Source organism: Ruegeria atlantica, assembly GCF_013032455.1.
GTDB lineage: Bacteria > Pseudomonadota > Alphaproteobacteria > Rhodobacterales > Rhodobacteraceae > Ruegeria > Ruegeria atlantica_B.
In genome coordinates this window covers 23,071-46,869 of the sequence record NZ_WQCF01000013.1, presented here as the reverse complement: position 1 = coordinate 46,869, position 23,799 = coordinate 23,071, and the positions used below count along the sequence as shown (strand labels likewise).

Here is a 23,799-nt window from a genome sequence, read left to right as displayed (position 1 = left end):
TAATCGTTGAAAAGATGCCTTTAGGCCGGAATAGGCACGATCAGGTCCGATCCGCTGGCCCGGTTCGAATTCACTGCGGGATCAACGCGGTGATAGTCCAACACCCCTTCGGCACCAGGCTGCATCAGACGCGCCGCACCCTTGCCTGCTTCACCCAACCAAAGTGGCCAGTCATCTGGCTCCAATATCAGAGGCATCCGGTGGTGAATGGCGCTGAGGCGCCGGTTGGCGGACGTTGTCACGATAGCACAAGTGCCTTGTCGAACCTCTTCTGCGCCCCAATCCTGCCAAACCCCGGCAAAGGTAATTGGGGCACCATCCTTGCGGTGGATGTACCAGGGCAAGCGAGTGCCCTGTTCACTCTTGGTCCACTCATAGAAACCGGTCGCCACGATCAGGCACCGACGCTCGCGACATGCGGCGCGAAAAGCGGGTTTTTCAGCCAGAGTTTCAGCCCTTGCATTGATCAGTAGCGGACCTGCGGTTTCAGTCTTGTACCAATGCGGTAAAAACCCCCAGCGCAGCGGGTCCAGTGTGCGCCCTGCCTCTCCCCCCCGCACAACATGCACCTTATTGGTCGGACATACGTTGAAATTCGGCACTGACGGCAGTGTGTTCGCAGGCCGCGCAGAAAACAGCTGTGCCATCGCATCGTTGGGAAGAGTTATTGCAAACCGTCCGCACATAGGTAATGAACCATCATTAATCGTTTTATACAGGCACAGGGTGTCACGGGGTCACATGCAAAATCAAACAGCGAAAACCCTTAAAGGCAAGGCGGTGGCGGCTTTAGAAGCTGGCAAACTGCAGCAAGCGCTGAAGAAGGCGCAGCTTGGCGTCAAGAAATTCCCCAAGGAGTCAGATTTCCACGCGATTTCGGGCTTTGTACTGACAGAGCTGAAGCAGTACAAAAAATCCATCCCCCATTTCGTTGAAGCATCCCGGATGAAGCCGGAGGATCCGCAATTCGTGGAGAACCTTGCCAATGCTTTGATGCAAACCGGACAGATTCCCAAAGCATTGGAATACACCGAACAAAAGCTGGAACAGTTTCCTAACAACAAAGAACTGACCCGTGTTCTGGATGAAATCCACCTTAAGGGCAGCAACTGGCGCTCGATCATCGAACATGCGACCCGCAAGCTTGAGGCGGATCCCAGTAATGTCGACCTTCTGTCGAAACGATCCCAAGCCTTTTCAAAAATCGGGTTTGTCGACGATCACTCACGCGATCTCGCCCGTGCATATGAGTTGGCTCCAGACAATTTGAAGATCGCATTCCAGAAGTCCGTGAACCTGCACCAAAGCGGCGACAAGAAAGGATCAAAAGAAATCCTTCAGCGCATTCTGGCTGAAGTCCCCGAACATCCAGCAGCCCTTCTGCAAATGTCCACAATGGTCTCTAGCGAGGACGCTCCTGAACTGCTGGAGGCGGTCGAGGCCGCTATCTTACTCAAAGACCATGACAACCTGGAACTGGAGTTCGCCAAAGCGCAATTGATCTCAAAAATCGAAGATTTGGCGGCAGCTATGCCGCAGTTCTTGCGCGCCAATGCGATACAACACGATAGCAACCCCTATGACGCAGCCGTGGAAGAGGAAAAACTGAGCCGGATCACCGGTCTGTTCCCTGTCGGAACAGAGATGCCGACTTCCGAACTAAGCGAATCGCCGACTCCGATCTTCGTTTTGGGTCAACCTCGTTCTGGCACTACCCTGATGGAGATGATGCTGAGCTCGGCCCCGGATATCGCTGGCTGCGGTGAACTAATGCTAGGGGCCGACCTGTCGCGACAATTTGAAAAGGACGAAAAACGCTTCAAAGAAGCAGAGGCCGCGAAATTCGCAAAACAGTTTCGCAAGCTGATGCCACCGATCCCCGAAGGGTCGGTCGCTTTTGTCGATAAGATGCCGCACAACTATCAGCGTGTCGGCTTCCTGTTGGCGGCCTTCCCCAATGCGAAAGTGATCAACATGCTGCGCGACCCGCGCGATGTCGGGCTGTCCAAGTGGATCAGACGATTCCCTGCAGGCGGGATGCGTTATGCTTCGAACCTCAAATCCATTGCTCATTCAGCGAATATGTACCGCCGCTACATGGCCCATTGGGATGCAGTGGCCGGAGACCGAATTCTGACAGTACCGTACGAAAAACTGGTGGCTGACCCGAAAACCTACAGCCAAAAAGTTGCTACGTTCTGCGATATCCAGTGGAACGAAACCATGATGCACCCAGAAAAAAATACCAAGCAGGTCAGAACGGCCAGTATCGACCAGGTCCGCAACAAGATTTCAACCAAATCCATTGGTGGATGGCAGAGTGTCTCGGAACACCTGCAACCCATGCTGGACGGCTTTGATCCGACACTCTGGCCCGAATACGATTTGGGTTAACCCAGAAAAAACAAAGGCCGCATCACATGATGCGGCCTTTTTACTTTCTGACCTAGCAGATTCATTTCTGCTTAATACGGCCATCCAGATATGGTTGATACGGTGCATTTTCAGCCAGGTATTCCGCCGTCACATCAGCCAAATCTGGTCCGAAGTCATAGGCATTTTTGTCGTCACCTTCGAACATGCTGTACCCGTCGCCGCCATTGCGGACATAGTTGTTGGTCACCACCAGATAGGTCGCTGCCCGGTCGATCGGAACAAATCCATCTCCATCGGCAACCATGACCTCGGTGACGCGCCCTTCATTCGGTGAAATGGATGGGTCCCAAGTGAAGGTCAGCCCTGCGATCTGCGGGAACCGACCCTTCACATCTTCGACCTGACTGACACCGTTTTCAAGCGCGTCGATCACGCCTTGACCGCTAATCTCAAAGGTCGACAGCGTGTTCTGGAAAGGAAGCACCGTCAGCACCTCACCCATAGTGACGTCGCCCGGATCAATCGAGGCACGCAATCCACCCGAGTTTGCGATGGCGATTTGAACACCCTGATCTGCAACCCGCGCCAACATGGCATCGGCGACCAGATTGCCCATTTCGCATTCCTGCATCCTGCAGACCGAGCGGTCTCCTTCGATTGCGTCAGCCGCGCTCGCCACCACCTTGTTACGGATTTCCTCTAACGGTACGGCCAGTTCCGCGATACGATCCAAGGCAGCCTGATCCTCGGTCACGGTATTGTCCATGATCAGCGGCTCGCCTACCGCTTCGACGACATTTCCCTCATCGTCAAAGGTAACGTTCAACTCCCCTAAAAACTTGCCATAAGCATAGGCTTGCACGATCTGAACACCATTGACCACGGTCGGGTATGGACCTGCAGCCTTGTCGGAAACATTCGACAGGTAAGTGTTCGAATGGCCGCCAACGATCACGTCTACACCATTGGTTTCCTGCGCCACGCGCTGATCGACACCATAGCCTGAATGGCTAAGTACGATGATTTTGTTCACGCCCTCTGCCGCTAACCTGTCAACCTCGGCCTGTACTGCCGGAACCGGGTCAGAGAAGGTGATATTGGGGCCCGGCGAGGCAAGATCATGCGTATCTTCGGGCGTCAGGCCGATCAGGCCGATCTGTTCCCCACCCACTTCAATGACGGTCGATTTCTTGATCTTGTCGGTCAGCAGTTCTTCGTCGCGGATATCCGCGTTCGACATCAGTACCGGAAAATCGACCGAGTCGATAAAGCCGCGCAGCACTTCGGGGCCGTCGTCGAATTCGTGGTTGCCCACAGTCATCGCGTCATAACCCAGCTTATTCATGAACTCGGCTGCGACCTTGCCCTTGTAGTAAGTGTAAAACAGCGAGCCCTGAAACTGATCCCCGCCATCCACAAGAATCGAATTTTCCGACCGCTCCCGCGCCTCGTTCACTGCTGTAACAAGACGGGCCGATCCGCCGAAACATTTACCTTCGGCCTGATCTTCCTCGTCACAGGCGCTGTCGTATTTGTTAATCGGCTCAAAACGCGCGTGGAAATCATTTGTGTGCAAAATGGTCAGCTTATATTCGGCGCTAGCTATACCGGCGGTCAGGCCCAGCACCGCCGCTGACGCCAGAAAACGGGTCAACATCTTTATACTCCCTTTTATTTGATTGGTGTGATGGTGCGCTCGCCAACAGGAAGAGTCAAAGGGGGAAATCCGTCTTGATTCTACCCGTCACGCGGGGCATCAGAGCCTTATGCTGATTTACAAGATTTTCCGAGCCAATGAGTGGGCCGCGCTACAGGATCAGGGTGCTTCTGACGGTGCCCCGATTGATGTTTCCGACGGCTATGTTCATTTCTCGACCGCCGAACAAGCGACCGAGACTGCAGCCAAACACTTTGCCGGGGTCGAAGGGCTGATCCTGCTGGCCTGCGACACCGAAGCTATGGGCGATGATCTGAAATGGGAGGTTTCGCGCGGTGGAGCCCTGTTCCCCCATCTCTATCGTCAGATCCGCATGACCGATGTGGTATGGTCCCTCCCCTTGCCCTTTGACGGTGTGGCGCACAAGTTTCCCGAGGAAATAGAATGACCGCATTCGTCGACCCCGAGCGCACCCAGTTTGAAGCGTTCAAGGCGCTGGACCGTGATCACCCAATCGAAATGCTGAATCTGGTGAAATTTCGTGCCAAGGCTAAATACCCCGCAGATCATGAACTGGCCGGGGCGGGCCTGACCGGTGCGCAAGCGTATCGCAACTACGGCGCAGAAACGGCGCCGATCATCGCACGGCTGGGCGCATCGATCCTGTGGCGCGGTGCGTATCAGACCACACTGATTGGCCCGCAGAATGAGGACTGGGATGAGGTTTTCGTCGCCCGTTATCCAACCGCACATGCATTCTTGGAAATGGTGACGGACCCGGCCTATCAAGCTGCGGTTATTCACCGGCAGGCGGCGGTTGAAACCTCGCGCCTGATCCGCTGCACACCAACCAAAAGCGGAGAGGCTTTCGGATGAAACTGACTGAAAAACTTGGGCTTGCCATCCTGCACAAGATGGATCCTGAAACCGCCCACGGCATGTCGATCAAGGCGTTGAAGGCCGGTCTGGCCCCAATGCCGGGGCCGGTGACGTCGCCTCGACTAAAGACACAGGTGGCTGGAATTGACCTGCCCAACCCGGTCGGGCTGGCTGCAGGGTTTGACAAGAACGGAGAAGTCCTGACACCGCTGTCGCGCACCGGCTCTGGCTTTGTCGAAGTTGGCGCCGTCACCCCGCGCCCGCAGCCCGGCAACCCCAAGCCTCGCTTGTTCCGCCTGACCGAGGACAAGGCCGCAATCAACCGCTTTGGCTTCAACAACGAAGGCATGGAGGCCATGGCCCGCCGTCTGGCCGACCGGCCCAAAAACGCCGTGATCGGCCTGAACCTCGGAGCAAACAAGGACAGTGATGATCGCTCTGGAGATTTCGCCAAGGTACTGACGCACTGCGCAGCGCATCTGGATTTCGCCACGGTCAATGTTTCCTCGCCCAACACCGAAAAGCTGCGGGATTTACAGGGCAAGGCCGCGCTGAGCGCTCTGCTTGGTGGTGTGATCGAAGCACGCAATGAATTGACGCGTCCGATTCCGATTTTCCTGAAAATCGCCCCCGACCTGACCGAAGCCGAGCTGCAGGACATCGCCGATGTGGCGCAAGAGACTGGCGTTGATGCAGTGATCGCCACCAACACAACCCTATCCCGCGACGGGTTACGCAGCAGTCACAAGGACGAAACGGGTGGCTTGTCAGGAGCGCCGCTGTTCGAGAAATCAACCCGTGTTGTGGCGCGTCTGAGCCAACTGACCGAAGGAAATATCCCTCTGATCGGAGTCGGCGGTATCAGCAGCGCTGAGCAGGCCTATGCCAAAATCTGTGCAGGGGCATCCGCCGTTCAGCTTTATACGGCGCTCGTCTATGGCGGCATTTCTCTGGTGGCGGAAATTGCCAAAGGTCTGGATGAATTGCTGGCGCGGGATGGGTTCAACTCGGTCGCGCAAGCCATTGGAAGCAAACGAAAGGATTGGCTGTGATCAAGTATTGGCACAACCCGCGCTGTTCGAAATCCCGCGCCGGGCTCGCGCTGCTGGAAGAAAAAGGCGCCCAGATCGAGGTTCGCAAATACTTGGAAGACGCACCAACGGCCGAAGAAATCCGTGCCGTTCTCGGCATGCTGGGCATCGAACCCATCGCCATGATGCGTACTGGCGAGAAGCAGTTCAAGGAACTGGGTCTGACCAAAACGACCCCCGGCGATGACCTGATCGCCGCTATGGCCAAGAACCCGATCCTGATCGAACGCCCCCTAGCCATTGGGGGTGACAAGGCGGCTATCGGACGCCCACCCGAGAATCTGTTGGCGCTGCTTTAGGCTACCTGCGCCTCAAGCTTGGGATAACGCCAGCCCATGGTGACGCCGCGCGAGATGTTCAAAACCATCAGCGCGGCCCACAGGCCGTGATTGCCCAACGTCGGCACTAGAATGAACAGCGCCACCACGTAGATCGCAACCGACTGGACCATCGCATTGCGCATGGCGCTGGTCCAAGTGGCGCCGATGTAGATACCGTCGAACATCCAGCTGGCCACACCAATCGCCGGGGCCAGCGCGGCCCAGATCAAATACTCTCGTGCTGCGATCCGCACTTCGGGCGAGGTAGACATCAGATCGATCAATGCTGGTCCGGCAAAGTAGAACACGACGCCCAGAAGAAACGCGCCCCCTACGCCCCATTGAGATGCCATGATCGACGCGCGCCGCACCTGATATCGATCCCGCGCACCTACAGCGCTGCCCACCAGCGCCTCGGCAGAAAAGGCAAAACCGTCCAAGGCAAAGGCGGTAATCTCAAGGAATTGCAGCAGCACCTGATTGGCGGCTAGGTTCACGTCCCCCAGATCGGAGCCCACGAACAGAAACGTGGCAAACGAGCCTGTCAGCAGAACCGAACGGATCATGATATCCCCGTTCACCTGCATCATCCGGCGCAATCGCGCCGGGTCGAATATCCGTGGCCAGTCCCGCCACTGCCTCCCACCGAATGCATTGCGGCAAAGCCATAGGCCCAGCGCAAGCCCGGTCCATTCAGCAATAAGTGTGGCAATGGCGACGCCTTCTACCCCCCAACCAAGGCCAAGAACAAACCATAGGTCCAGAACGATATTCAGCCCATTCATCCAGACTTGCAGAACGAATACACCACGGGTTCGCTCGATCGCGATCAGCCAGCCTGTCACGGCGTAAAGCGCAATCGTAGCAGGCGCCCCCCAAATACGGATTTGCAAGTAGTCCCGCGTCAGTGCTTCGACCTCTGGGCTGGCAGGCGACAAGGCAAAAGCACCCCAAAACACCCAAACCTGCGTCAGTATAAAGAACAGCCCTGCCGCGCCACCCAGCAGTAGACCACGCATCAGGAGCGCGCCGGTCTCAGCCGTGTCCCCGGCCCCGCGCGCCTGCGCGGCCAGACCAGTGGTGCCCATGCGCAGGAAACCGAATATCCAATAGATACTCGCCAGAATGACAGCGCCCATGCCAACGGCCCCAATAGGAGCCGCCTGCCCCATTTGCCCGACCACACCGGTATCAACCGCCCCAAGGATAGGTACGGTGGCGTTGGACAGCACGATCGGAAGCGCAATTTTCAACACCCGTTTATGTGTGAGGGGTGCCGAGGCGTTTTCCATACTGATTTACCCGGCCTCTGACTTGTTTTGCGGCATCAGAAAATGCCCTGTCGCCTGCGCAATCGGACGGGCATGATTGTCCTGCCACGCCTCGACCCGGACCGAGGCATACCGCCGACCGGACCGGCTGACAAAGGCGCGGGCATAGGCATCACGCGGCAACCCTGAACGCAGGTAATCAACAGTGAAATCGACAGTCTTGGGAAATCTCACCGCATCTGCCTTAATCAGTTCTTCCGCATCTATTTCACCGCTTTCGATACGGGGAAAGAAATACTCCCAACTCAGTGTGATGACAGCAGTGACTTCAAGAAAAGCCGCCGTCACCCCACCGTGTAGCGCTGGAAGCAGAGGGTTTCCGATCAGCTTGTCATCAAAGTTCAGCACACCGGTCAGCTCATCCCCGCGACGGTCGAAGGTGATGTTAAGGAACCGGATGTATGGAACACCCTCGACAATCGCGTTCAGGGCCGCATCGCGACGCTGTTTGACGACCTGCATGGGTTCGGGACGAGGACGCGCCATTACAGACCCTCCACAGTGAATGCGCCCGAGGCGGTTGCCACCAGAAGGTCCTGATCTTCATCCATCGCGGTTGCCCGCACGAAGGCAACGTTGCGGGTGATGTGATAGCAGGTCGCGCGTGCGGTGATGCTCTGCCCAGGTGTTGCCGCGCGCATATAGTCGATCCGCAGGTCGATGGTCGCTGTACCGCCGGGGGCAGACGGGTGGCTCATGACCGCCGCACCACAGCAGGTATCCAGAGCGGTGAAAACTGCCCCTCCGTGAATAACACCGGTTCGGGGGTCGCCAACCAGTTCAGTGTTGTAAGGCATTGTTATTGCAGCCTCACCATCGCCGATTGTCGTAAGCTCCAGCTCAAGTGCCCTGGCGTGGGGGATCGCTTCGATGAAGCGGCGTGCTATCGCAACTTTGTCGACCATGTCTTTCTGTCCCTTCGGTTTCATCCTTTATGAGCCCGCGTTTCGCAAAAGAGCAAGCCCACCTGTTGCGCTTGCCGCAACGACGCCCTAATTTGCCATCGAGGAGACCGCAAATGACCGACAACCGTTTGTCATTAAACGAGATGTGCGAAGAGTTCGGCGTAACCAAGCGCACCCTGCGTTATTACGAGTATATCGAACTGCTGCAGCCTGAGCGTGAAGGCCGCACCCGCCACTATGGGCCGCGTGAATGCGCACGGATGAAATTGATCATGCGCGGACGACTGTTTGGATTCTCGCTGGAAGAGATTCGCCAGTGGCTGTTGATCTACGAAGATCAAGGCGATCAGGCCCAGATGGCCGAGTTCATCAAACTGGCCGACCGGCAGTTGCCGGAACTGCAAAAACAACGGCAGCAGTTGGATGAGGCGATGGACGAGCTCCGGCGCCTGCGCGACCAGACGGCAAAATCTTTGGGCTGACCCCATCAGCGTTAATCCATTCTGTCTGTATTCGAATTTAGCCGGGTCTCTGGGCTCTGCCCTCCGTACCTATTCTGCTACACCCCACTCTTGCATCGAAATTCCGTTACGTAACGCCCGAATTTTCGAGCAATCCGCACCTTGACGCGAGAGGGCGCTACGTCAACTTTCAAAGTGACGTAGCGTTTGCATTACGTGAACGTCATCTACGTGTTGAAACGTGCGCATCGACTGCGCAACTGACTTTGATAGACGCCAGTGACGAGAGTGCTGAAACCATGACCGAAGACCTGATGACCATACGCGAAATGTGCGAGACCTACGAAGTCACGCCACGCACATTGCGGTTTTACGAGGCCAAGGAACTTTTGTTTCCGATCCGCGAGGGCCAGAAACGCCTGTTCACCAAACGTGACCGGGCGCGACTGAAATTGATCCTTCGCGGTAAACGTTTCGGCTTTAGCTTGGAAGAAATCCGGCAGCTGCTGGATCTGTACCACGTAGGCGACCAGCAAATGACCCAGATGACCCGCACGATTGAAATCGCACGCGAACGTCTGGGAGATATGGAAGCCCGCCGAGAGGAGCTAACTCAGGCCATTGACGATCTGAAAGAACAGTTGCGCTGGGGCGAAAAAGTCATCGCCTCGATGAAAAACGAGAAAAAGGCCGCCGAATAATCCCGCCGGCCCAATCCCCGGACATCTGAATTTAAGGGAGCTTCAAATGCCCGTTTACAACGCGCCTACCAAAGACACTCAGTTCATTCTGCATGATGTGCTGAAAATTTCGGAATCCGATATTCCGGGGTACAGCGAACTGGAGGCCGAGTTTACCGGCGCCGTTCTAGAAGAGGCTGGCAAGGTTGCCACCAACCTTCTGCATCCGCTGAACGTGGTCGGAGACATCGAGGGGTGCCGTCTGGAAAACGGTATTGTTTACACACCCACAGGATTCAAGGAAGCTTTCGAGCAGATGAAAGAAGGGGGCTGGACCGGCCTCGACATGCCAGAAGAGTATGGCGGCCAGAACATGCCCTACGTCATTGGCACGGCTGTTGGCGAGATGTTCTCGGGCGCAAACCAGGCCTTCACCATGTATCAGGGCCTGACACATGGTGCGGCCTCGGCAATTCTGGCGCATGGGTCGGACGAGCAAAAGAACAAGTACCTGCCGAACATGGTCAGCTGTGAATGGACCGGCACCATGAACCTGACCGAACCGCATTGCGGTACCGATCTGGGCCTGATGCGCACCAAGGCGGAACCGCAGGGCGACGGCAGCTATAAGATTTCCGGTCAGAAGATCTTTATCTCGGCGGGCGATCACGACATGGCCGACAACATCATTCATTTGGTGCTGGCTAAAATCCCCGGCGGCCCCGAAGGCATCAAGGGCGTGTCGCTGTTCATCGTGCCCAAGTTCATCGTCAACGAAGACGGCAGCTTGGGTGAGCGCAACGGCGTCTCAGTCGGCAAGATCGAAGAGAAGATGGGCATCCACGGCAACTCGACCTGCGTCATGAACTATGACGAGGCGACCGGCTGGCTGCTGGGAGAAGAGCACAAAGGCATGCGCGCCATGTTCACCATGATGAACGAAGCGCGACTGGGTGTTGGGATGCAGGGTCTGTCGCAGGCCGAAGCCGCATTCCAGAACGCCTTGGAATATGCCAAGGATCGCCTGCAGGGTCGCGACGTGACCGGCGTGAAGAACCCCGATGGCCCGGCTGATCCGCTGATCGTGCACCCAGATATCCGTCGTAACCTGATGGATCAGAAAAGCTTCACCGAAGGCGCACGCGCGTTCATCCTGTGGGGTGCGACTATGATCGACAAGGCGCACCGCTCGGGCGACAAGGATGCGGACGGGCTGATCTCGCTGCTAACCCCGGTCATCAAGGGCTTTCTGACCGATCAGGGTTACGACATGACCGTTCAGGCGCAGCAGGTCTATGGTGGCCACGGCTACATCGAGGAATGGGGCATGTCGCAATACACCCGCGACGCCCGCATCGCGATGATCTACGAAGGTGCGAACGGCGTGCAGGCGCTGGACCTTGTCGGTCGCAAACTGGCGCAGGATGGCGGCAAGCACGTCATGGCCTTCTTCGACATGGTCAAAACGTTCTGCAAGGAAAACGGCGGCAAGGACGAAGCCTATGACAAAGCCTTCATCGAACCGCTAAAAGCCGCGTCGAAAGACCTGCAGGCCGCTGGCATGTACTTCATGCAAGAAGGCATGAAGAACCCGAACAACGCCCTGTCCGGTTCCTATGACTTCATGCACATGTTCGGTCAGGTCTGCCTGGGCCTGATGTGGGCGCAGATGGCCAAGGCCGCACAAGATGCGCTGGACGGTGGGGCCTCGGACAAAGAGTTCTACGAGACCAAGATCAACACCGGCCGCTTCTATATGGCCCGCCGCCTACCCGCGACGAGCATGCATCTAGCGCGCATCCAGTCAGGTGCGGAAACGGTCATGGCGCTGGAGGCCGCCAATTTCTGATCTCAAACCGGTTCCGGGGCACTGCCTCGGAGCCGGACATTCAAGGGAGAGACAATGCCCAAACGATTTCGCCTGACCCGCCGCTTTCCAGTCGCCATGACAGAGGAAGGCTATCGCAAGCTCCGTAGCTTTGCGCATGAGGCTGGTCTGGACGAAGGTGAGGCGTTGTCCTTCCTGTTCGAGAATTTCAACAGCGTTACAGATGAGGAGAAACTGACTCGCCGGTTACGGACCTTTAATTCCGAGCTTGAGGCGCGCAAGAGATGAACCGGTATTGTAATCCGCCGTTGCCTAAAGCCTCGAGGCCAGATGCCTCCGGCGGGAGTATTTTTGAAAAGATGAAATCGGGGCGCGTCCCTGCCACCGGGCGCACTCGCCATCAGGACAGGGACGACTTCACCTTTTGCGGTCATCGGCTCTCCAGCCTGTACCGCAGCACAACCTAAACAAAACATGGTTGATCAAAGGTAAATGTCGTCTCTTCATCTTTTCAAAAATACTCAACTCCATCCTATCCACGTGCGCCACGGGAGGGGCGAACGCATGACCATTAAACTGCACTGTTTCGGCGAAAGCGGGAATTCCTACAAGGCTGCACTGGCGCTGGAAATGTCCGGGCTGGATTGGGAGCCGGTCTTTGTAGATTTCTTCAATGGTATTACGCGCAGCCCTGAGTTCCGCTCGGCAGTCAACGTGATGGGCGAAGCGCCTTTCATGATCGATGGTGAATTTCAAACCTCCCAGTCTGGTGCCATTCAGGCCTACGTCACCGAGAAATCGGGTAAATTCGGTGGCAAGGATCTCGACGAAAACTATGAGATTTTGCGCTGGGTGCTGTGGGACAACCACAAACTCAGCTCGATGGCGGGGTTGACCCGCTTTCTGATCAACTTCCTGCCTGAAAAACACCGCAACCCGGATGTGATCGCCTTTAATCAAGGGCGCCTCAAGGCAGCATACGAGGTCCTCAACTCCCACCTGGATGGGCGCGACTGGATCGTCGGCGACGGCGTGACCAACGCCGATATCAGCTGCTGCGGCTACCTTTATTATCCTGAACCATTCGGCTTTGACCGCGCCGACTGGCCCCATATCGACGCCTGGCTGAGTCGCCTGTCCGAACAGCCCGGCTGGAAACACCCCTATGACCTGATGCCCGGCAAACCGTCGGATCGAGCTTAAGGAGAAGACCCATGACCGAAGCTTACATTTATGACGCCCTGCGCACCCCGCGCGGCAAGGGCCGCAAGGATGGCAGCCTGCACGAGGTAACCTCGGTGCGCCTGTCCGCCCTGACCCTGAACGCGATGAAAGAGCGTAACAACCTGGAAGGCCACGCCGTTGAGGATGTGATCTGGGGCAACGTCACGCAGGTGATGGAGCAAGGCGGCTGTCTGGCGCGCTCGGCGGTTTTGGCCTCTGACCTCGACCAGTCGATCCCCGGTCTGGCGATCAACCGCTTCTGTGCTTCGGGCATGGAATCCGTGAACCTAGCCGCGAACCAGGTCAAAGGCGGCGCGGGCGAAGCTTATATCGCTGGCGGTGTTGAGATGATGGGCCGCGTGGCCATGGGCAGCGACGGTGCGGCGATTGCCGTAGACCCGACGTTGGCAATGGACACCTACTTTGTACCGCAGGGCATCTCGGCCGACATTATTGCGACCGAGTATGGGTTCAGCCGCGACGATGCCGATGCACTGGCCGTTGAGTCTCAGAAACGCGCGGCAGAGGCTTGGGAAGACAACCGGTTCGAGAAATCGGTCATCACCATCAAGGACCAGAACGGCCTGACCATTCTGGATCGCGACGAATATATGCGCCCCGGCACCGACATGCAGAGCCTCGGCGCGTTGAACCCGTCCTTCCAGATGATGGGTGAGCAAATGCCCGGCTTCGACAAAGTCGCGATGTTGAAATACCCGCATTTGGAGCGGATCAACCACATCCACCACGCGGGCAACAGCTCGGGCATCGTGGACGGCTCAGCCGCTGTTCTGATCGGCAACAAGGAATTCGGTGAGAAATACGGCCTGAAGCCCCGCGCCCGTATCAAGGCAACCGCCAAGATCGGCACCGATCCGACCATCATGCTGACTGGCCCGGTTCCGGTGACCGAGAAAATCCTGGCCGATAACGGCATGCAGATCAGCGATCTGGACCTGTTCGAAGTGAACGAAGCCTTCGCCTCGGTTGTGCTGCGGTTTCAGCAGGCGTTCGACGTTGATCCGGCGCTGGTCAACGTGAACGGCGGTTCGATCGCGATGGGTCACCCGCTGGGCGCAACCGGTGCGATGATCATCGGCACGCTGCTGGATGAGCTGGAGCGTCAGGACAAGGAAATGGGTCTGGCCACGCTCTGCATCGCGTCCGGTATGGGTGCGGCAACCATTATCGAGCGGGTCTGATGCCCAAGCTGGACCTCTCTCAGATCCCGTTCAAGGGTGGCTCGGCCTATCCTGGAAAACTGGCTGAGGCGACCGCGGGTCGCTTCGTGCAGCGTGTGGGCGATGCGGGCGGGCTCACCCAGTACGGGGTCAACATCGTCCGGCTCGAGCCGCAGGGCATGTCTTCGCTCCGTCATTACCACATGGAGCAGGACGAGTTTGCCATCATGCTCAGCGGCAAATGCGTGCTGGTCGACGACGGTGGTGAGCATGAGATGCTGCCCGGCGATTGCGCCGCATGGCCAGCAGGTGAGGCCAACGGCCACCACCTTGTGAACAAAACCGATGCGCCCGCAACCTTTCTGGTGGTGGGCACTCGGACCCCGACCGAGACCGGCTATTACAGCGACATAGACATGATGGTGAAGGATGACGAGAACGGATTCGCCTTCACCCGCAAGGATGGCAGCCCGCTGACGGCTGACCAGATTGGAGATGACAATGACTGATTTCACTTTGAGCAAAGACGCGGACGGCGTCGCCTTTATTACCTGGGATGCCCAAGGCAAATCCATGAACGTCCTGACCCGCGAGGCCTTTCAGGAGGTCAGCCAACTGATCGATCAGGCCCTGAATGATGATGAGATCAAAGGCGTCGTAATCACCAGCGGCAAAGAAGGCTCGTTCGCTGGTGGCATGGACCTGAACACCCTCGCTACAATCCGTGAGGAAGCAGGTGATGAACCTGCGCAGGCGCTGTTCGATTTCGTCATGGGCGGCCACCACATCCTGCGCAAGATGGAATTGGCGGGCATGGACCCCAAGACCAAGAAGGGCGGCAAGCCGATCGCCTGTGCCATCAACGGCACCTGCGCCGGCATCGGGACCGAGATCGCGCTGGCTTGTCATCACCGCGTCATGACTTCGAACCCCAAGGCCAAGATCGGCCTGCCGGAAATCCTGCTGGGTATCTTCCCCGGCGGTGGCGGCACCATGCGTTTCAGCCGTATGGTGGGCGCAATGGCGGCAGCCCCTGTCCTGCTGGAAGGCAAGATGATGGACCCGAAAAAAGCCAAGGGTGCTCAATTGATCGATGCCCTGGCAGACGATCCGGTTGCTGCGGCCAAGGAATGGGCTCTGAACGCCAAGGACGCCGATCTGGTCAAGCCTTGGGACGCGAAGGGCTACAAAATGCCCGGCGGCGCGCCGTACCACCCCGCTGGTTTCATGACTTTCGTCGGCGCCAACGCGATGGTGAACGGCAAGACCCAAGGCGCCTTCCCGGCGGCCAAGGCGCTGCTGAGCTCGATCTACGAAGGCGCGTTGGTTGATTTCGATACCGCCCTGAAGATCGAGGCGCGCTGGTTCACCAATATTCTGATGAACCCGTCTTCGTCGGCGATGATCCGATCGCTGTTCCTGAACAAGGAAGCGTTGGAGAAGGGCGCGGTCCGTCCGAAGGATGTGCCCGATCAGCGCGTCAAAAAGGTCGGCGTTCTGGGCGCGGGCATGATGGGCGCGGGCATCGCTCTGGTCTCGGCGCAAGCCGGAATGGAGGTTATTCTGATCGACCGTGATCAGGAAGCTGCCGACAAGGGCAAGACCTATAGCGAAAGCTATATGGACAAGGGCATCAAGCGTGGCAAAGCCACGCCTGAGAAGAAAGAGGCCCTGCTGGCCCGCATCACAGCCACCCCCAATCTGGAACATCTGAAAGGCTGCGACCTGATCATCGAGGCTGTCTTCGAAGATCCCGGCGTCAAGGCCGAGATGACCAAAAAGGTCGAGGCAATCATCCCCGAGGATTGCATCTTTGCCTCGAACACCTCGACCCTGCCGATCACCGATCTGGCCAAGGCCAGCGTGCGACCCGAGCAGTTCATCGGTATTCACTTCTTCTCGCCGGTTGAAAAGATGTTCCTGGTCGAGATCATCAAGGGCAAGGAAACCGGCGACCGTGCAGTTGCCAAGGCGCTGGATTATGTGCGTCAGATCAAGAAAACGCCTATCGTGGTTAACGATGCGCGCTTCTTCTACGCCAACCGCTGCATCATCCCGTACATCAACGAAGGTGTCCGGATGATTGCTGAGGGCGTGAACCCGGTGCTGATCGACAACGCCGCACGCCAACTGGGCTTCCCGGTGGGCCCGATCCAGCTGACCGATGAGACCTCGATTGATCTGGGTGCCAAGATTGCCCGTGCGACCAAGGCGGCGATGGGCGATGCCTACCCGGAAAGCCCCTCGGACGATCTAATCTTCTGGATGGAAGAACAGGGCCGTCTGGGTCGTAAATCCAACGCGGGCTTTTTCGACTATGACGAGAAGGGCAAGCGCGTCGAATACTGGAAAGGTCTGCAGGAGAAATACCCGCACGCCGAAGACCAGCCAGACCTGATCGAAGTTCAGGAACGTCTGATGTTCGCACAGGTTCTGGAAGCCGTCCGCGCGCTGGAAGAAGGCGTTCTCGAAGACATCCGTGAAGGCGACGTGGGCGCAATCCTTGGTTGGGGCTTTGCACCATGGTCAGGCGGCCCGCTCAGCTGGCTGGACATCATCGGCACGCCTTACGCGGCCGAGCGTTGCGATCAACTGACCGAAGCCTATGGCGAACGCTTTGCCTGTCCGCCACTGCTGCGTGAGATGGCCGAAAAAGGTCAGAGCTTTTATGGCCGTTTCAACCCCGCAGCCAAAGCGGCTTAAAAATGAAACGCTGGCGCATGCTCTCATGCGCCGGCGTTCTTAGTTGATTCCGACTAGATCTGGCCGTCAGATCATCATGACAGTACGCCCCGGTCGACCGGGACGGCGTGTTCTGTTGACCGGCCTCATCGGAATGATCGGGCGACCCAAAACCTGCGCTGGAAGAGTCCCCAATGAGTTCGCAAGGACTGCGACGTCCCCTCGTCTTGCGTCACTTAAAGCTTAAAATCAGATGTATCGCGGCAAAACTCTTGAGGCGCTAATTCTGGCCCAAATTAGAATTTTCTTTTAATTTCAAAAATCAAAGGCATACCCAAATCTGTCGATGTCCTCTGCGCAAACATCCCCGACCATTTGGGCCGCCTGATCAGAGTAATACCCACGAAAATCACCAAGCCGATCAGATCTGTTGACAACCGGCAATGCCACGCGGAACCCGAGGTGATCGAACAAGGGCGCTGCTTCCTGATCGAAATGTTCTAAACGAATATAGATTTGGCATTGTTCCACCCCATCCGCGCGGGTCATATAGCGGCGCGCAGGGCTATTCTGGAAGGACCGCGCTGTGTGCGGGTGTAGAACAAAATCTTCGAAGGTCAGGGATTTGGCTAATGAAACTGCCGGATGATCAAATCCCTGCACCCGCAGCCAGTGATAATAGCTGACAATCCGGTCCCAAGGATTACGCACCAGAGTGAAAGTGGTCAGAGACTGCAATTCCTCAATCGAAAGAACGCCATCGATGTCCGCCAGCGTTGAATGTTTCCACAACCGCCCCCTGCCGGTCAGAGCTTTGGCACGTTTGCGGCGTTTTACGGCCTTGGGTGTGTCTCCAAATAGGATGTCATCCTTCATCGCGCGCTCTTCGAGGGCATGCGCCAACGACGTGCCGCCCGTTTTGGGAATATGGACAAAGACATAGCCTCGCCCGCGCGAGATGATCACGCTGCCTCTCCGACTGCTGCAGCGCGTTTTGACCTCCAGCCCAACAATGCCCCTGCCGCCGCGATTAGCCCGATCCCGGCGATCTGCATGACACCGATCGTCTGGCCCAACGCGACCCACGCAAACAGCGGGCCGAAGATCATCACCGAGTATTCGAACACTGCCACATAGGAGGGTTCACCAATCTGATAGGATTTGATCAACATGAAGACCGCGATCGTTGAGCCAACCGCCTGTATGACGATCCAGAGCAGCGCAGGTTGCATTTGCCAAACCATACCCCGTGTGACGAAGCCGTCAGGAAAGGAATGCGGAACGAATGAAAACACAGCCAGCCCGATGGCCCCTGCCAAGCCAAGCGTAGCGATCATGGCCGCCAACAACGCCACTGTGCTTTCCTGCGCGCAGTGGCTGCGTGTGATGATGGCACTGAGGGCGTAGAACAACCCGCCAGCCACAGGAAGAAGCGTCTTTGCGTCGAACTCATACGGGTTAAGCTGCAGCACACACAGGGTACCTGAAAACCCGATCACAACCGCCAGAATCCGCCACGGACCGATCCTTTGCCCCATCGCCAGCGCCGATATCAACAGCACAAAGATTGGCGACGTGAACAGGCCCGCCAGCGCCTGTGCAATCGGCATCAACGCCAATGAGGCAAAATAGAACAACATCGCCAGCGTGATCAACACGCTGCGCAAGATAACCGGCCCCAACCGCTGTGGGCGCAAACCACCCATACCTAAAAGAGACAGGCCAGCGATCAGCGGCAGCATCAGCAGGGCGCGGCTCAGATGGAACTGCCACAGGCCAATCGTTTCCGACAATAGGATCACCACGTTGTCGATTACCCCGATGATCGCCATTGCACTGACCATCAGGACCGCGGCCAAAATCGGTGAGGTCTGAGTATCTGCCTGCATTCTGTGCCTTGATCTTAAAATGGTGCGCCGGACCTATTTCCTACGCATCGTGATATCCAGCACATTTTTCAAACTCCGCGCAACAGGTTTGCGCCATTGGAATTTACCATGCTAAACTGAAGCAAAATAATAACGAGCATTTCTCATCTTGAAGACGGCATTTAAACAGTACCAACGGATCGAAGCCACCGGTCTGTGGCGCCCCTCGCCCGATGTGCAACGTCGCGAGGTCGTGGTATCGATCGGCGAAGCCACGCTGACAATTACGGATTTCAACGAACAGGCGCTTACCCATTGGTCTCTGGCGGCCTTAGAGCGCCAGAATCCGGGCAGCTTTCCGGCTATTTTCAACCCGGACGGCGATCCGGATGAGACGCTGGAACTGGAGGAATCCGAAACCACCATGATCGAGGCCATCGACCGCCTGCAGCGCGCCATTGACAGGGCGCGCCCCCACCCCGGTCGATTGCGCTGGTTCAGTGTTGCGGGCGTTGTGGTTGCTGTGGCCGCGTTACTATTTCTGTGGCTGCCCCTCGCCCTGCAAAGCCATGTTGTGTCCGTCGTCCCCGATATCAAACGCAAGGATATCGGAAACACGATTTTGCAAAGAATCGAGCGGGTCTCGGGCCGAGCCTGCACGGTCGAGGGCGCACAAGCCGCACTCGATCAGTTGGCCGCACGCACCGGAGTTCAGAAGGTTGTCATTCTGCCCGCAGGCGTCCAAACCAGTCTGAGTCTTCCAGGTGGGATCGTTTTGCTGAATCGCGCATTGGTCGAGGATCACGAGGACCCTTCAGTCGCCGCCGGCTACATAATTGCCGAACGCGCGCGGGCCGAGGCGCAGGATCCGCTGAACGATCTGCTGGACCGCACCGGCGCCACTACCGCATTCCGGCTGCTGACGACCGGAGAACTGACATCCGAGAATATAGATACCTACACCGAGCAGGTTCTGTCCGAACCGCGCGCATCCCTGCCCGAGGATGAATTGCTGGAAGTGTTCGCGCAGGCTGCGTTGCCGTCGACGCCTTATGCCTATGCGATGGATGTAACCGGCGAAACAGTGCTGGGCCTGATCGAGGCCGATCCAATGGCGGGCCGCCCTCTTCAGCAGGTTCTTTCGGATCGCGATTGGGTTCGGCTACAAAATATCTGCAGCGAATAGCTTACTTGGTGCCGAACATCCGATCGCCGGCATCGCCAAGGCCGGGCATGATGTAGCCTTTGGAGTTCAGCTCTCGATCCAGCGCCGCTGTGACGATTTTAACGTCTGGGTGTGCTTCTTTCATGCGTTCCACGCCTTCGGGTGCCGCCAGCAGGCAGAGGAAGCGAATATCGGTCGCCCCTGCCTCTTTCAGCAAATCAATCGCCGCGACAGAACTGTTGCCGGTGGCAAGCATTGGGTCGACAGCAATGACCAAACGATCTTTTAGCCCCTCAGGTGCCTTAAAGTAATACTGCACAGGCTTCAGGGTCTCTTCGTCCCGGTAGAGACCGACAAACCCGACGCGGGCCGAGGGGATCAACTCCAGCACCCCGTCCAGCATTCCATTCCCGGCTCGCAGGATCGAGACCAGCGCCAGTTTCTTACCGGCCAGAATGGGGGCGTCCATCTCCTCCATCGGAGTTTCGATATGGCGGGTTGTCAGTTTCAACTCACGCGTGACCTCATAGGCCAGCAGCAATGTGATCTCGCGCAACAATTGCCGGAATTCAGCGGTCGAAGTCCCCTTGTCCCGCATGAGCGTCAGTTTGTGCTGCACCAGCGGGTGGTCAACGACGGTAAGGTGTTCGCTCATGTTCTCTCCAGTCTTTTCTTGACCCGCGCGCGGGTGTCTTCATCGCAAAAGGCGGCAGCAAGGGCCGTTTCATTCAAGGCGACAAAATCTTCAGCTTTCCAGCCGAAGGCCTTGCTCAGCATCTCATATTCGCGCCGCATGGTGGTATGGAAAAACGGCGGATCATCCGTAGAAACGGTAACTTTGACACCCGCATCGCGGAGTTTCGCGATCGGGTGGGTGCCAAAATCAGGGTAGAGGCCCAGAACCACATTCGATCCGGGGCAGACCTCTAGCGTGACCTCACGGTCGACCAGTTCGTGTATCAGGTCCGGGTCTTCGATGGCCCGTACACCATGACCGATCCGTTCAACACCCAGGCTACGGATCGCATCACGCACGCTTTCAGGGCCGCCGAACTCACCTGCGTGTGTGGTTAGGCGCAAACCGGCCTCACGCGCGCAGTCGAAGGCCCACTCGTAGTCGCCCTGTTTACCAACGGATTCGTTGCCGCCCATACCAAAGCCTGTGATCCAATCGCCCGCTGTCTCAGCGGCACAATATGCGCTTCGCTTGGCCTGATCTGGTCCAAAATGGCGGACACAGGTCACGACACCGCGCAGGGTGATGTCGAATTTGCGCTCGGCCTCATCAGCAGCGTCCTGAATGGCGTTCAGGTAGTCACGCCAAGCATGCAAATCACCACCACCGCAAAAATCAGGGCTAAGGAAGGATTCCGAGTAAACTACCCCGTTCTCAGCACTTTCTTCGAGGATCGCCAAGGTCAATCGGCGAAAATCTTCGGGTGTTTTCAATACTTCGCAAGCGGCTTCATAGACACTGAGGAAATGCGCGAAATCGCGAAAGTCGTAGCTGCCGTCGGGCTTGAAGATACCACTTAGGTCCGTGCGCTTTTCATGAGCCAGCTGGCGAATGAATGCGGGCGGTGCCGCGCCCTCGTGGTGCAGGTGTAATTCGACTTTAGGCAGGTCAGCGACAGTCATAGGAAACTCTTTCCCGGCCCTTGCGCCGGAATGTTCAGGTGATGTGCGATACTGGCGGCGACGTCGGCGAAATTCACCGCGCCGATCTGGCCTGTTCCTTGCCCGGCTATCAAAACTGGCACTTGTTCGCGCGTGTGATCGGTGCCGATCCAGCTGGGATCATTGCCGTGATCAGCGGTCAGCAGCATCAGGTCTCCGGGGCGCAGTTTCTGAAGGATCACGCCAATCTCTCGGTCGAACCATTCCAGCGCGCGGGCATATCCGCTGATGTCACGGCGATGGCCATACAGGCTGTCAAATTCGACAAAATTGGCGAAAGTCAGGCTGCCCTCTTCGGCCTCATCGACCAGATCAGATAGGTGTCCCATCAGTTCGGCGTCCGATCCTTTGCGCAGCGTGTCGATCCCCTGCATCGAGAAAATATCGCCGATCTTGCCCACCGCATGCACACGCCGCCCTGCATCTTGCGCCCAGTTGGTCAGCACCGAAGCGGGTGGCAGAATAGCGTAGTCCTTGCGATTGGTGGTACGAGTGAAGCCCGTTTCAGGCGAGCCGACGAAGGGCCGCGCGATAACGCGCCCAACTTTCATCTCATGCAGACGCGGGGCTAATGATTTGCACATCTCCAGCAGGCGGTCGAGACCAAAGCTTTCCTCATGAGCGGCGATCTGGAAGACGCTGTCGGCAGAGGTGTAGCAGATCGGCCAACCTGTTCGCATATGCTCGGGCCCAAGCTCGGCAATAATGGCGGTGCCCGAGGCGTGGCAATCACCAAGAATGCCTTCGGTTCCAGCAACCTCGGCAGCGGCTCGGCTAAGTTCAGGTGGAAAAGATGGTGAGGTGTCCGGGAAGTAATGCCAATTCCAGGGCACCGGCAGCCCAGCCAATTCCCAATGCCCCGAAGGCGTATCCTTGCCCAGCGAATGCTCGCGCGCGCAGCCCCAAGTGCCCACCGGTTCGGCCTGCAATCCAGGTGTGGCCGTACCCGAGGCCAAGCGTGTCGCCGCGCCTAGCCCCAGCGCATCCAGATTGGGCAGGTGCAACGGCCCCGAACGCCCGCCCTCGGCTTGACCCTCGGCGCAGGCCTGCGCAATGTGGGCCAGCGTGTTGGCGCCGGTATCAGGTGTCTCGCCATTAAAGAAACGGTCCGCATCCGGTGCCCCGCCGATACCGACCGAGTCCATCACAACCAGAAACGCGCGGGTCACGAAGAAATCCTTTCGTGCACAAGTACAGGTGCCATGACTGCGTCAGGTCTGATCGTGATTGCTCGCAGAATCGTTTCAGCAGCATGCTGCGCGGCATCTTCACGGGACGCATGGACAACTGCCAATGGCCCACCCTTTTCGACCTTGTCACCAAGCCGCACGATGGCCGACAGACCAACTGCAGGGTCAATCACGTCATCTTCAACCTGCCGCCCACCGCCCAGCGCGACCACGGCGAGACCCAGTGCCTCACCGTCGATAGCAGTGATATAGCCCGTGTCCTGTGCCGGAACTTCGAGGATAACGCTGGCTTCGGGCAAGAAACGCACCCAGTTTTCGACAAACTGCAACGGCCCGCCAACGGCAGCCATCATGTGACCGAAACGCTCTGCCGCGCGGCCATCACGGATGACATCTGTGATCTTGTCGCGCCCCTCGTCCGCCGTTGCGTACATCCCCGCATCAGCCAGCAGAACCCCACCCAGTTCCGCCGTGATTTCAGCGAGCGGCGTGTAATGCGTGTCGGTCAGAACCTTCATCACCTCGGCCACTTCTAGCGCGTTGCCCAGCGCAGGGGCCAGTGGTTGGTTCATATCCGTGATCACCGCAGATGTTCGGCAACCAGCGGCGTTTGCAGTCTCTGTCAAAGCGCGTGCCAAATTGCGCGCATCCTCAAGCGTTTTCATAAAGGCACCGCTGCCTACCTTGACATCCAGCACCAATGCCTCGGGGCTGGCGGCCAATTTCTTGGACAGGATCGACGCGGTGATGAGATCCAGGCTTTCAACGGTCGCCGTTACATCGCGAATTGCGTAAAGCCGCTTGTCCGCAGGCGCGATCTGGCCCGTGGCACCAACAATGGCTGCCCCGGTTTCGTGCAGAATCTGGGTCAGGCGCTCCTGCCCGATCTGCGTGCTGACGCCCGGTATCGATTCCAGTTTGTCCAACGTGCCACCGGTATGGCCCAACCCCCGCCCCGAGATCATCGGAACATACGCGCCGAGTTCGGCCAACACTGGCGCAAGCACCAGCGAAACGCAATCGCCCACCCCTCCGGTCGAATGTTTGTCGATCACCGGGCCGTCAAAATCCCAGCTAAGCACATCGCCGCTGTCGCGCATCGCCACGGTCAGATCGGCCCGCCCCTTTGCGCCCAACCCACCCATGCAGACGGCCATTGCAAAAGCTCCGGCCTGTGCATCGCTGACGCCGCCATCAGCAAGCCCTTGCGCGAACCATGTCAGCTCTTTACTCGTCGGCACCTGTTCGCGGCGCAGTTTGGCAATAATCGAGCGGGCGTCCATC

25 protein-coding genes are annotated in these 23,799 nt (G+C 57.6%); 14 read left to right on the top strand and 11 right to left on the bottom strand.

The annotated features are described in order from the left end of the window. Positions 1-20: 20 nt before the first annotated feature. Positions 21-686: an SOS response-associated peptidase gene (locus tag GOW93_RS18145; RefSeq protein WP_170387373.1), complete on the bottom strand. Its 666-nt coding sequence runs from the start codon at positions 684-686 to the stop codon at positions 21-23. Positions 687-741: 55 nt separating this feature from the next. Between GOW93_RS18145 and GOW93_RS18140 the strand changes: the two genes are divergently transcribed. Next, entirely contained in the window at positions 742-2,394 is a 1,653-nt protein-coding gene (locus GOW93_RS18140; protein ID WP_170387371.1) for a tetratricopeptide repeat-containing sulfotransferase family protein, read from the top strand. A 61-nt stretch (positions 2,395-2,455) separates the two neighbouring features. Here GOW93_RS18140 and GOW93_RS18135 read toward each other — a convergent pair whose 3' ends face one another. After that, a complete protein-coding gene (locus GOW93_RS18135; protein WP_170387369.1) occupies positions 2,456-4,033 on the bottom strand; it encodes a bifunctional metallophosphatase/5'-nucleotidase in 1,578 nt (525 codons plus the stop codon). A gap of 109 nt (positions 4,034-4,142) precedes the next feature. Between GOW93_RS18135 and GOW93_RS18130 the strand changes: the two genes are divergently transcribed. Genes GOW93_RS18130 through arsC form a run of 4 tightly spaced genes read left to right on the top strand, consistent with a single transcriptional unit; the run spans position 4,143 to position 6,302 of the window. Then, the gene (locus GOW93_RS18130) at positions 4,143-4,481 is read left to right on the top strand and encodes a DUF952 domain-containing protein (RefSeq protein WP_170387367.1); all 339 of its coding nucleotides are present in this window, start codon (positions 4,143-4,145) and stop codon (positions 4,479-4,481) included. Then, positions 4,478-4,909, top strand: a complete 432-nt coding sequence (locus tag GOW93_RS18125) for a DUF1330 domain-containing protein (protein ID WP_170387365.1) — start codon at positions 4,478-4,480, stop codon at positions 4,907-4,909. The genes GOW93_RS18130 and GOW93_RS18125 overlap by 4 nt, the downstream gene beginning before the upstream one ends. Continuing rightward, entirely contained in the window at positions 4,906-5,964 is a 1,059-nt protein-coding gene (locus GOW93_RS18120; protein ID WP_170387363.1) for a quinone-dependent dihydroorotate dehydrogenase, read from the top strand. The genes GOW93_RS18125 and GOW93_RS18120 overlap by 4 nt, the downstream gene beginning before the upstream one ends. Then, positions 5,961-6,302, top strand: coding sequence for an arsenate reductase (glutaredoxin) (arsC, locus tag GOW93_RS18115; RefSeq protein ID WP_170387361.1), 342 nt, complete (start codon positions 5,961-5,963; stop codon positions 6,300-6,302). Before GOW93_RS18120 ends, arsC begins: the two co-directional genes overlap by 4 nt. Here arsC and GOW93_RS18110 read toward each other — a convergent pair. Genes GOW93_RS18110 through GOW93_RS18100 form a run of 3 tightly spaced genes read right to left on the bottom strand, consistent with a single transcriptional unit; the run spans position 6,299 to position 8,559 of the window. Then, on the bottom strand, positions 6,299-7,615 hold the full coding sequence (locus tag GOW93_RS18110) for an MATE family efflux transporter (RefSeq protein WP_170387359.1): 1,317 nt from the start codon (positions 7,613-7,615) through the stop codon (positions 6,299-6,301). The genes arsC and GOW93_RS18110 overlap by 4 nt on opposite strands. Positions 7,616-7,621: 6 nt before the next feature. After that, entirely contained in the window at positions 7,622-8,140 is a 519-nt protein-coding gene (locus tag GOW93_RS18105; protein ID WP_170387357.1) for a PaaI family thioesterase, read from the bottom strand. Continuing rightward, complete coding sequence (locus tag GOW93_RS18100) at positions 8,140-8,559, bottom strand: PaaI family thioesterase (RefSeq protein ID WP_170387355.1); 420 nt, start codon at positions 8,557-8,559, stop codon at positions 8,140-8,142. The genes GOW93_RS18105 and GOW93_RS18100 overlap by 1 nt, the downstream gene beginning before the upstream one ends. A 113-nt stretch (positions 8,560-8,672) precedes the next feature. Here GOW93_RS18100 and GOW93_RS18095 point away from each other — a divergent pair, with 113 nt between their 5' ends. The 8 genes from GOW93_RS18095 to GOW93_RS18060 all read left to right on the top strand — a co-directional run bounded on the left by GOW93_RS18095 (position 8,673) and on the right by GOW93_RS18060 (position 16,636). After that, a complete protein-coding gene (locus GOW93_RS18095; protein WP_170387353.1) occupies positions 8,673-9,041 on the top strand; it encodes a MerR family transcriptional regulator in 369 nt (122 codons plus the stop codon). 278 nt (positions 9,042-9,319) lie between these two features. Then, positions 9,320-9,721 (top strand): MerR family transcriptional regulator, encoded by a 402-nt coding sequence (locus GOW93_RS18090; RefSeq protein ID WP_170387351.1) that lies wholly within the window; start codon positions 9,320-9,322, stop codon positions 9,719-9,721. Between the two features lie 46 nt (positions 9,722-9,767). After that, on the top strand, positions 9,768-11,549 hold the full coding sequence (locus GOW93_RS18085; protein WP_170387349.1) for an acyl-CoA dehydrogenase C-terminal domain-containing protein: 1,782 nt from the start codon (positions 9,768-9,770) through the stop codon (positions 11,547-11,549). 54 nt (positions 11,550-11,603) lie between these two features. Next, the gene (locus GOW93_RS18080; protein WP_170387347.1) at positions 11,604-11,816 is read left to right on the top strand and encodes a hypothetical protein; all 213 of its coding nucleotides are present in this window, start codon (positions 11,604-11,606) and stop codon (positions 11,814-11,816) included. Between the two features lie 276 nt (positions 11,817-12,092). Continuing rightward, positions 12,093-12,731, top strand: a complete 639-nt coding sequence (locus tag GOW93_RS18075; RefSeq protein ID WP_170387345.1) for a glutathione S-transferase family protein — start codon at positions 12,093-12,095, stop codon at positions 12,729-12,731. An 11-nt stretch (positions 12,732-12,742) separates the two neighbouring features. After that, positions 12,743-13,954 (top strand): acetyl-CoA C-acetyltransferase, encoded by a 1,212-nt coding sequence (locus GOW93_RS18070; RefSeq protein WP_170387343.1) that lies wholly within the window; start codon positions 12,743-12,745, stop codon positions 13,952-13,954. Beyond that, positions 13,954-14,442, top strand: coding sequence for a cupin domain-containing protein (locus GOW93_RS18065; protein WP_170387341.1), 489 nt, complete (start codon positions 13,954-13,956; stop codon positions 14,440-14,442). The genes GOW93_RS18070 and GOW93_RS18065 overlap by 1 nt, the downstream gene beginning before the upstream one ends. Then, entirely contained in the window at positions 14,435-16,636 is a 2,202-nt protein-coding gene (locus tag GOW93_RS18060) for a 3-hydroxyacyl-CoA dehydrogenase NAD-binding domain-containing protein (RefSeq protein ID WP_170387339.1), read from the top strand. The genes GOW93_RS18065 and GOW93_RS18060 overlap by 8 nt, the downstream gene beginning before the upstream one ends. A 294-nt stretch (positions 16,637-16,930) precedes the next feature. On the opposite strand, the gene GOW93_RS18055 is transcribed toward GOW93_RS18060, so the two are convergent. After that, the gene (locus GOW93_RS18055) at positions 16,931-17,581 is read right to left on the bottom strand and encodes a sulfotransferase family 2 domain-containing protein (protein ID WP_170387337.1); all 651 of its coding nucleotides are present in this window, start codon (positions 17,579-17,581) and stop codon (positions 16,931-16,933) included. Next, positions 17,578-18,504, bottom strand: coding sequence for a DMT family transporter (locus tag GOW93_RS18050; RefSeq protein WP_170387335.1), 927 nt, complete (start codon positions 18,502-18,504; stop codon positions 17,578-17,580). The genes GOW93_RS18055 and GOW93_RS18050 overlap by 4 nt, the downstream gene beginning before the upstream one ends. 148 nt (positions 18,505-18,652) lie before the next feature. Between GOW93_RS18050 and GOW93_RS18045 the strand changes: the two genes are divergently transcribed. Continuing rightward, on the top strand, positions 18,653-19,669 hold the full coding sequence (locus GOW93_RS18045) for a hypothetical protein (RefSeq protein WP_170387333.1): 1,017 nt from the start codon (positions 18,653-18,655) through the stop codon (positions 19,667-19,669). Between the two features lies 1 nt (position 19,670). Here the strand turns inward: GOW93_RS18045 and upp are convergent, their stop codons facing one another. From upp to GOW93_RS18025, 4 genes are read right to left on the bottom strand one after another with little or no spacing between them, the layout of a single operon-like run. After that, positions 19,671-20,303, bottom strand: coding sequence for a uracil phosphoribosyltransferase (gene upp / locus GOW93_RS18040; protein ID WP_170387331.1), 633 nt, complete (start codon positions 20,301-20,303; stop codon positions 19,671-19,673). Beyond that, the gene (locus GOW93_RS18035) at positions 20,300-21,286 is read right to left on the bottom strand and encodes an adenosine deaminase (RefSeq protein WP_170387329.1); all 987 of its coding nucleotides are present in this window, start codon (positions 21,284-21,286) and stop codon (positions 20,300-20,302) included. Before GOW93_RS18035 ends, upp begins: the two co-directional genes overlap by 4 nt. After that, a complete protein-coding gene (locus tag GOW93_RS18030) occupies positions 21,283-22,494 on the bottom strand; it encodes a phosphopentomutase (protein WP_170387327.1) in 1,212 nt (403 codons plus the stop codon). Before GOW93_RS18030 ends, GOW93_RS18035 begins: the two co-directional genes overlap by 4 nt. Beyond that, a complete protein-coding gene (locus GOW93_RS18025) occupies positions 22,491-23,798 on the bottom strand; it encodes a thymidine phosphorylase (RefSeq protein WP_170387325.1) in 1,308 nt (435 codons plus the stop codon). Before GOW93_RS18025 ends, GOW93_RS18030 begins: the two co-directional genes overlap by 4 nt. Position 23,799 lies beyond the last annotated feature (1 nt).

Coding starts and splice junctions, on each gene's coding strand:
- GOW93_RS18145 (WP_170387373.1), bottom strand. CDS start 686: ATGTGCGGACGGTTTGCAATAACTCTTCCCAACGATGCGATGGCACAG.
- GOW93_RS18140 (WP_170387371.1), top strand. CDS start 742: ATGCAAAATCAAACAGCGAAAACCCTTAAAGGCAAGGCGGTGGCGGCT.
- GOW93_RS18135 (WP_170387369.1), bottom strand. CDS start 4,033: ATGTTGACCCGTTTTCTGGCGTCAGCGGCGGTGCTGGGCCTGACCGCC.
- GOW93_RS18130 (WP_170387367.1), top strand. CDS start 4,143: ATGCTGATTTACAAGATTTTCCGAGCCAATGAGTGGGCCGCGCTACAG.
- GOW93_RS18125 (WP_170387365.1), top strand. CDS start 4,478: ATGACCGCATTCGTCGACCCCGAGCGCACCCAGTTTGAAGCGTTCAAG.
- GOW93_RS18120 (WP_170387363.1), top strand. CDS start 4,906: ATGAAACTGACTGAAAAACTTGGGCTTGCCATCCTGCACAAGATGGAT.
- GOW93_RS18110 (WP_170387359.1), bottom strand. CDS start 7,615: ATGGAAAACGCCTCGGCACCCCTCACACATAAACGGGTGTTGAAAATT.
- GOW93_RS18105 (WP_170387357.1), bottom strand. CDS start 8,140: ATGGCGCGTCCTCGTCCCGAACCCATGCAGGTCGTCAAACAGCGTCGC.
- GOW93_RS18100 (WP_170387355.1), bottom strand. CDS start 8,559: ATGGTCGACAAAGTTGCGATAGCACGCCGCTTCATCGAAGCGATCCCC.
- GOW93_RS18095 (WP_170387353.1), top strand. CDS start 8,673: ATGACCGACAACCGTTTGTCATTAAACGAGATGTGCGAAGAGTTCGGC.
- GOW93_RS18090 (WP_170387351.1), top strand. CDS start 9,320: ATGACCGAAGACCTGATGACCATACGCGAAATGTGCGAGACCTACGAA.
- GOW93_RS18085 (WP_170387349.1), top strand. CDS start 9,768: ATGCCCGTTTACAACGCGCCTACCAAAGACACTCAGTTCATTCTGCAT.
- GOW93_RS18080 (WP_170387347.1), top strand. CDS start 11,604: ATGCCCAAACGATTTCGCCTGACCCGCCGCTTTCCAGTCGCCATGACA.
- GOW93_RS18075 (WP_170387345.1), top strand. CDS start 12,093: ATGACCATTAAACTGCACTGTTTCGGCGAAAGCGGGAATTCCTACAAG.
- GOW93_RS18070 (WP_170387343.1), top strand. CDS start 12,743: ATGACCGAAGCTTACATTTATGACGCCCTGCGCACCCCGCGCGGCAAG.
- GOW93_RS18065 (WP_170387341.1), top strand. CDS start 13,954: ATGCCCAAGCTGGACCTCTCTCAGATCCCGTTCAAGGGTGGCTCGGCC.
- GOW93_RS18060 (WP_170387339.1), top strand. CDS start 14,435: ATGACTGATTTCACTTTGAGCAAAGACGCGGACGGCGTCGCCTTTATT.
- GOW93_RS18050 (WP_170387335.1), bottom strand. CDS start 18,504: ATGCAGGCAGATACTCAGACCTCACCGATTTTGGCCGCGGTCCTGATG.
- upp (WP_170387331.1), bottom strand. CDS start 20,303: ATGAGCGAACACCTTACCGTCGTTGACCACCCGCTGGTGCAGCACAAA.
- GOW93_RS18035 (WP_170387329.1), bottom strand. CDS start 21,286: ATGACTGTCGCTGACCTGCCTAAAGTCGAATTACACCTGCACCACGAG.
- GOW93_RS18025 (WP_170387325.1), bottom strand. CDS start 23,798: ATGGACGCCCGCTCGATTATTGCCAAACTGCGCCGCGAACAGGTGCCG.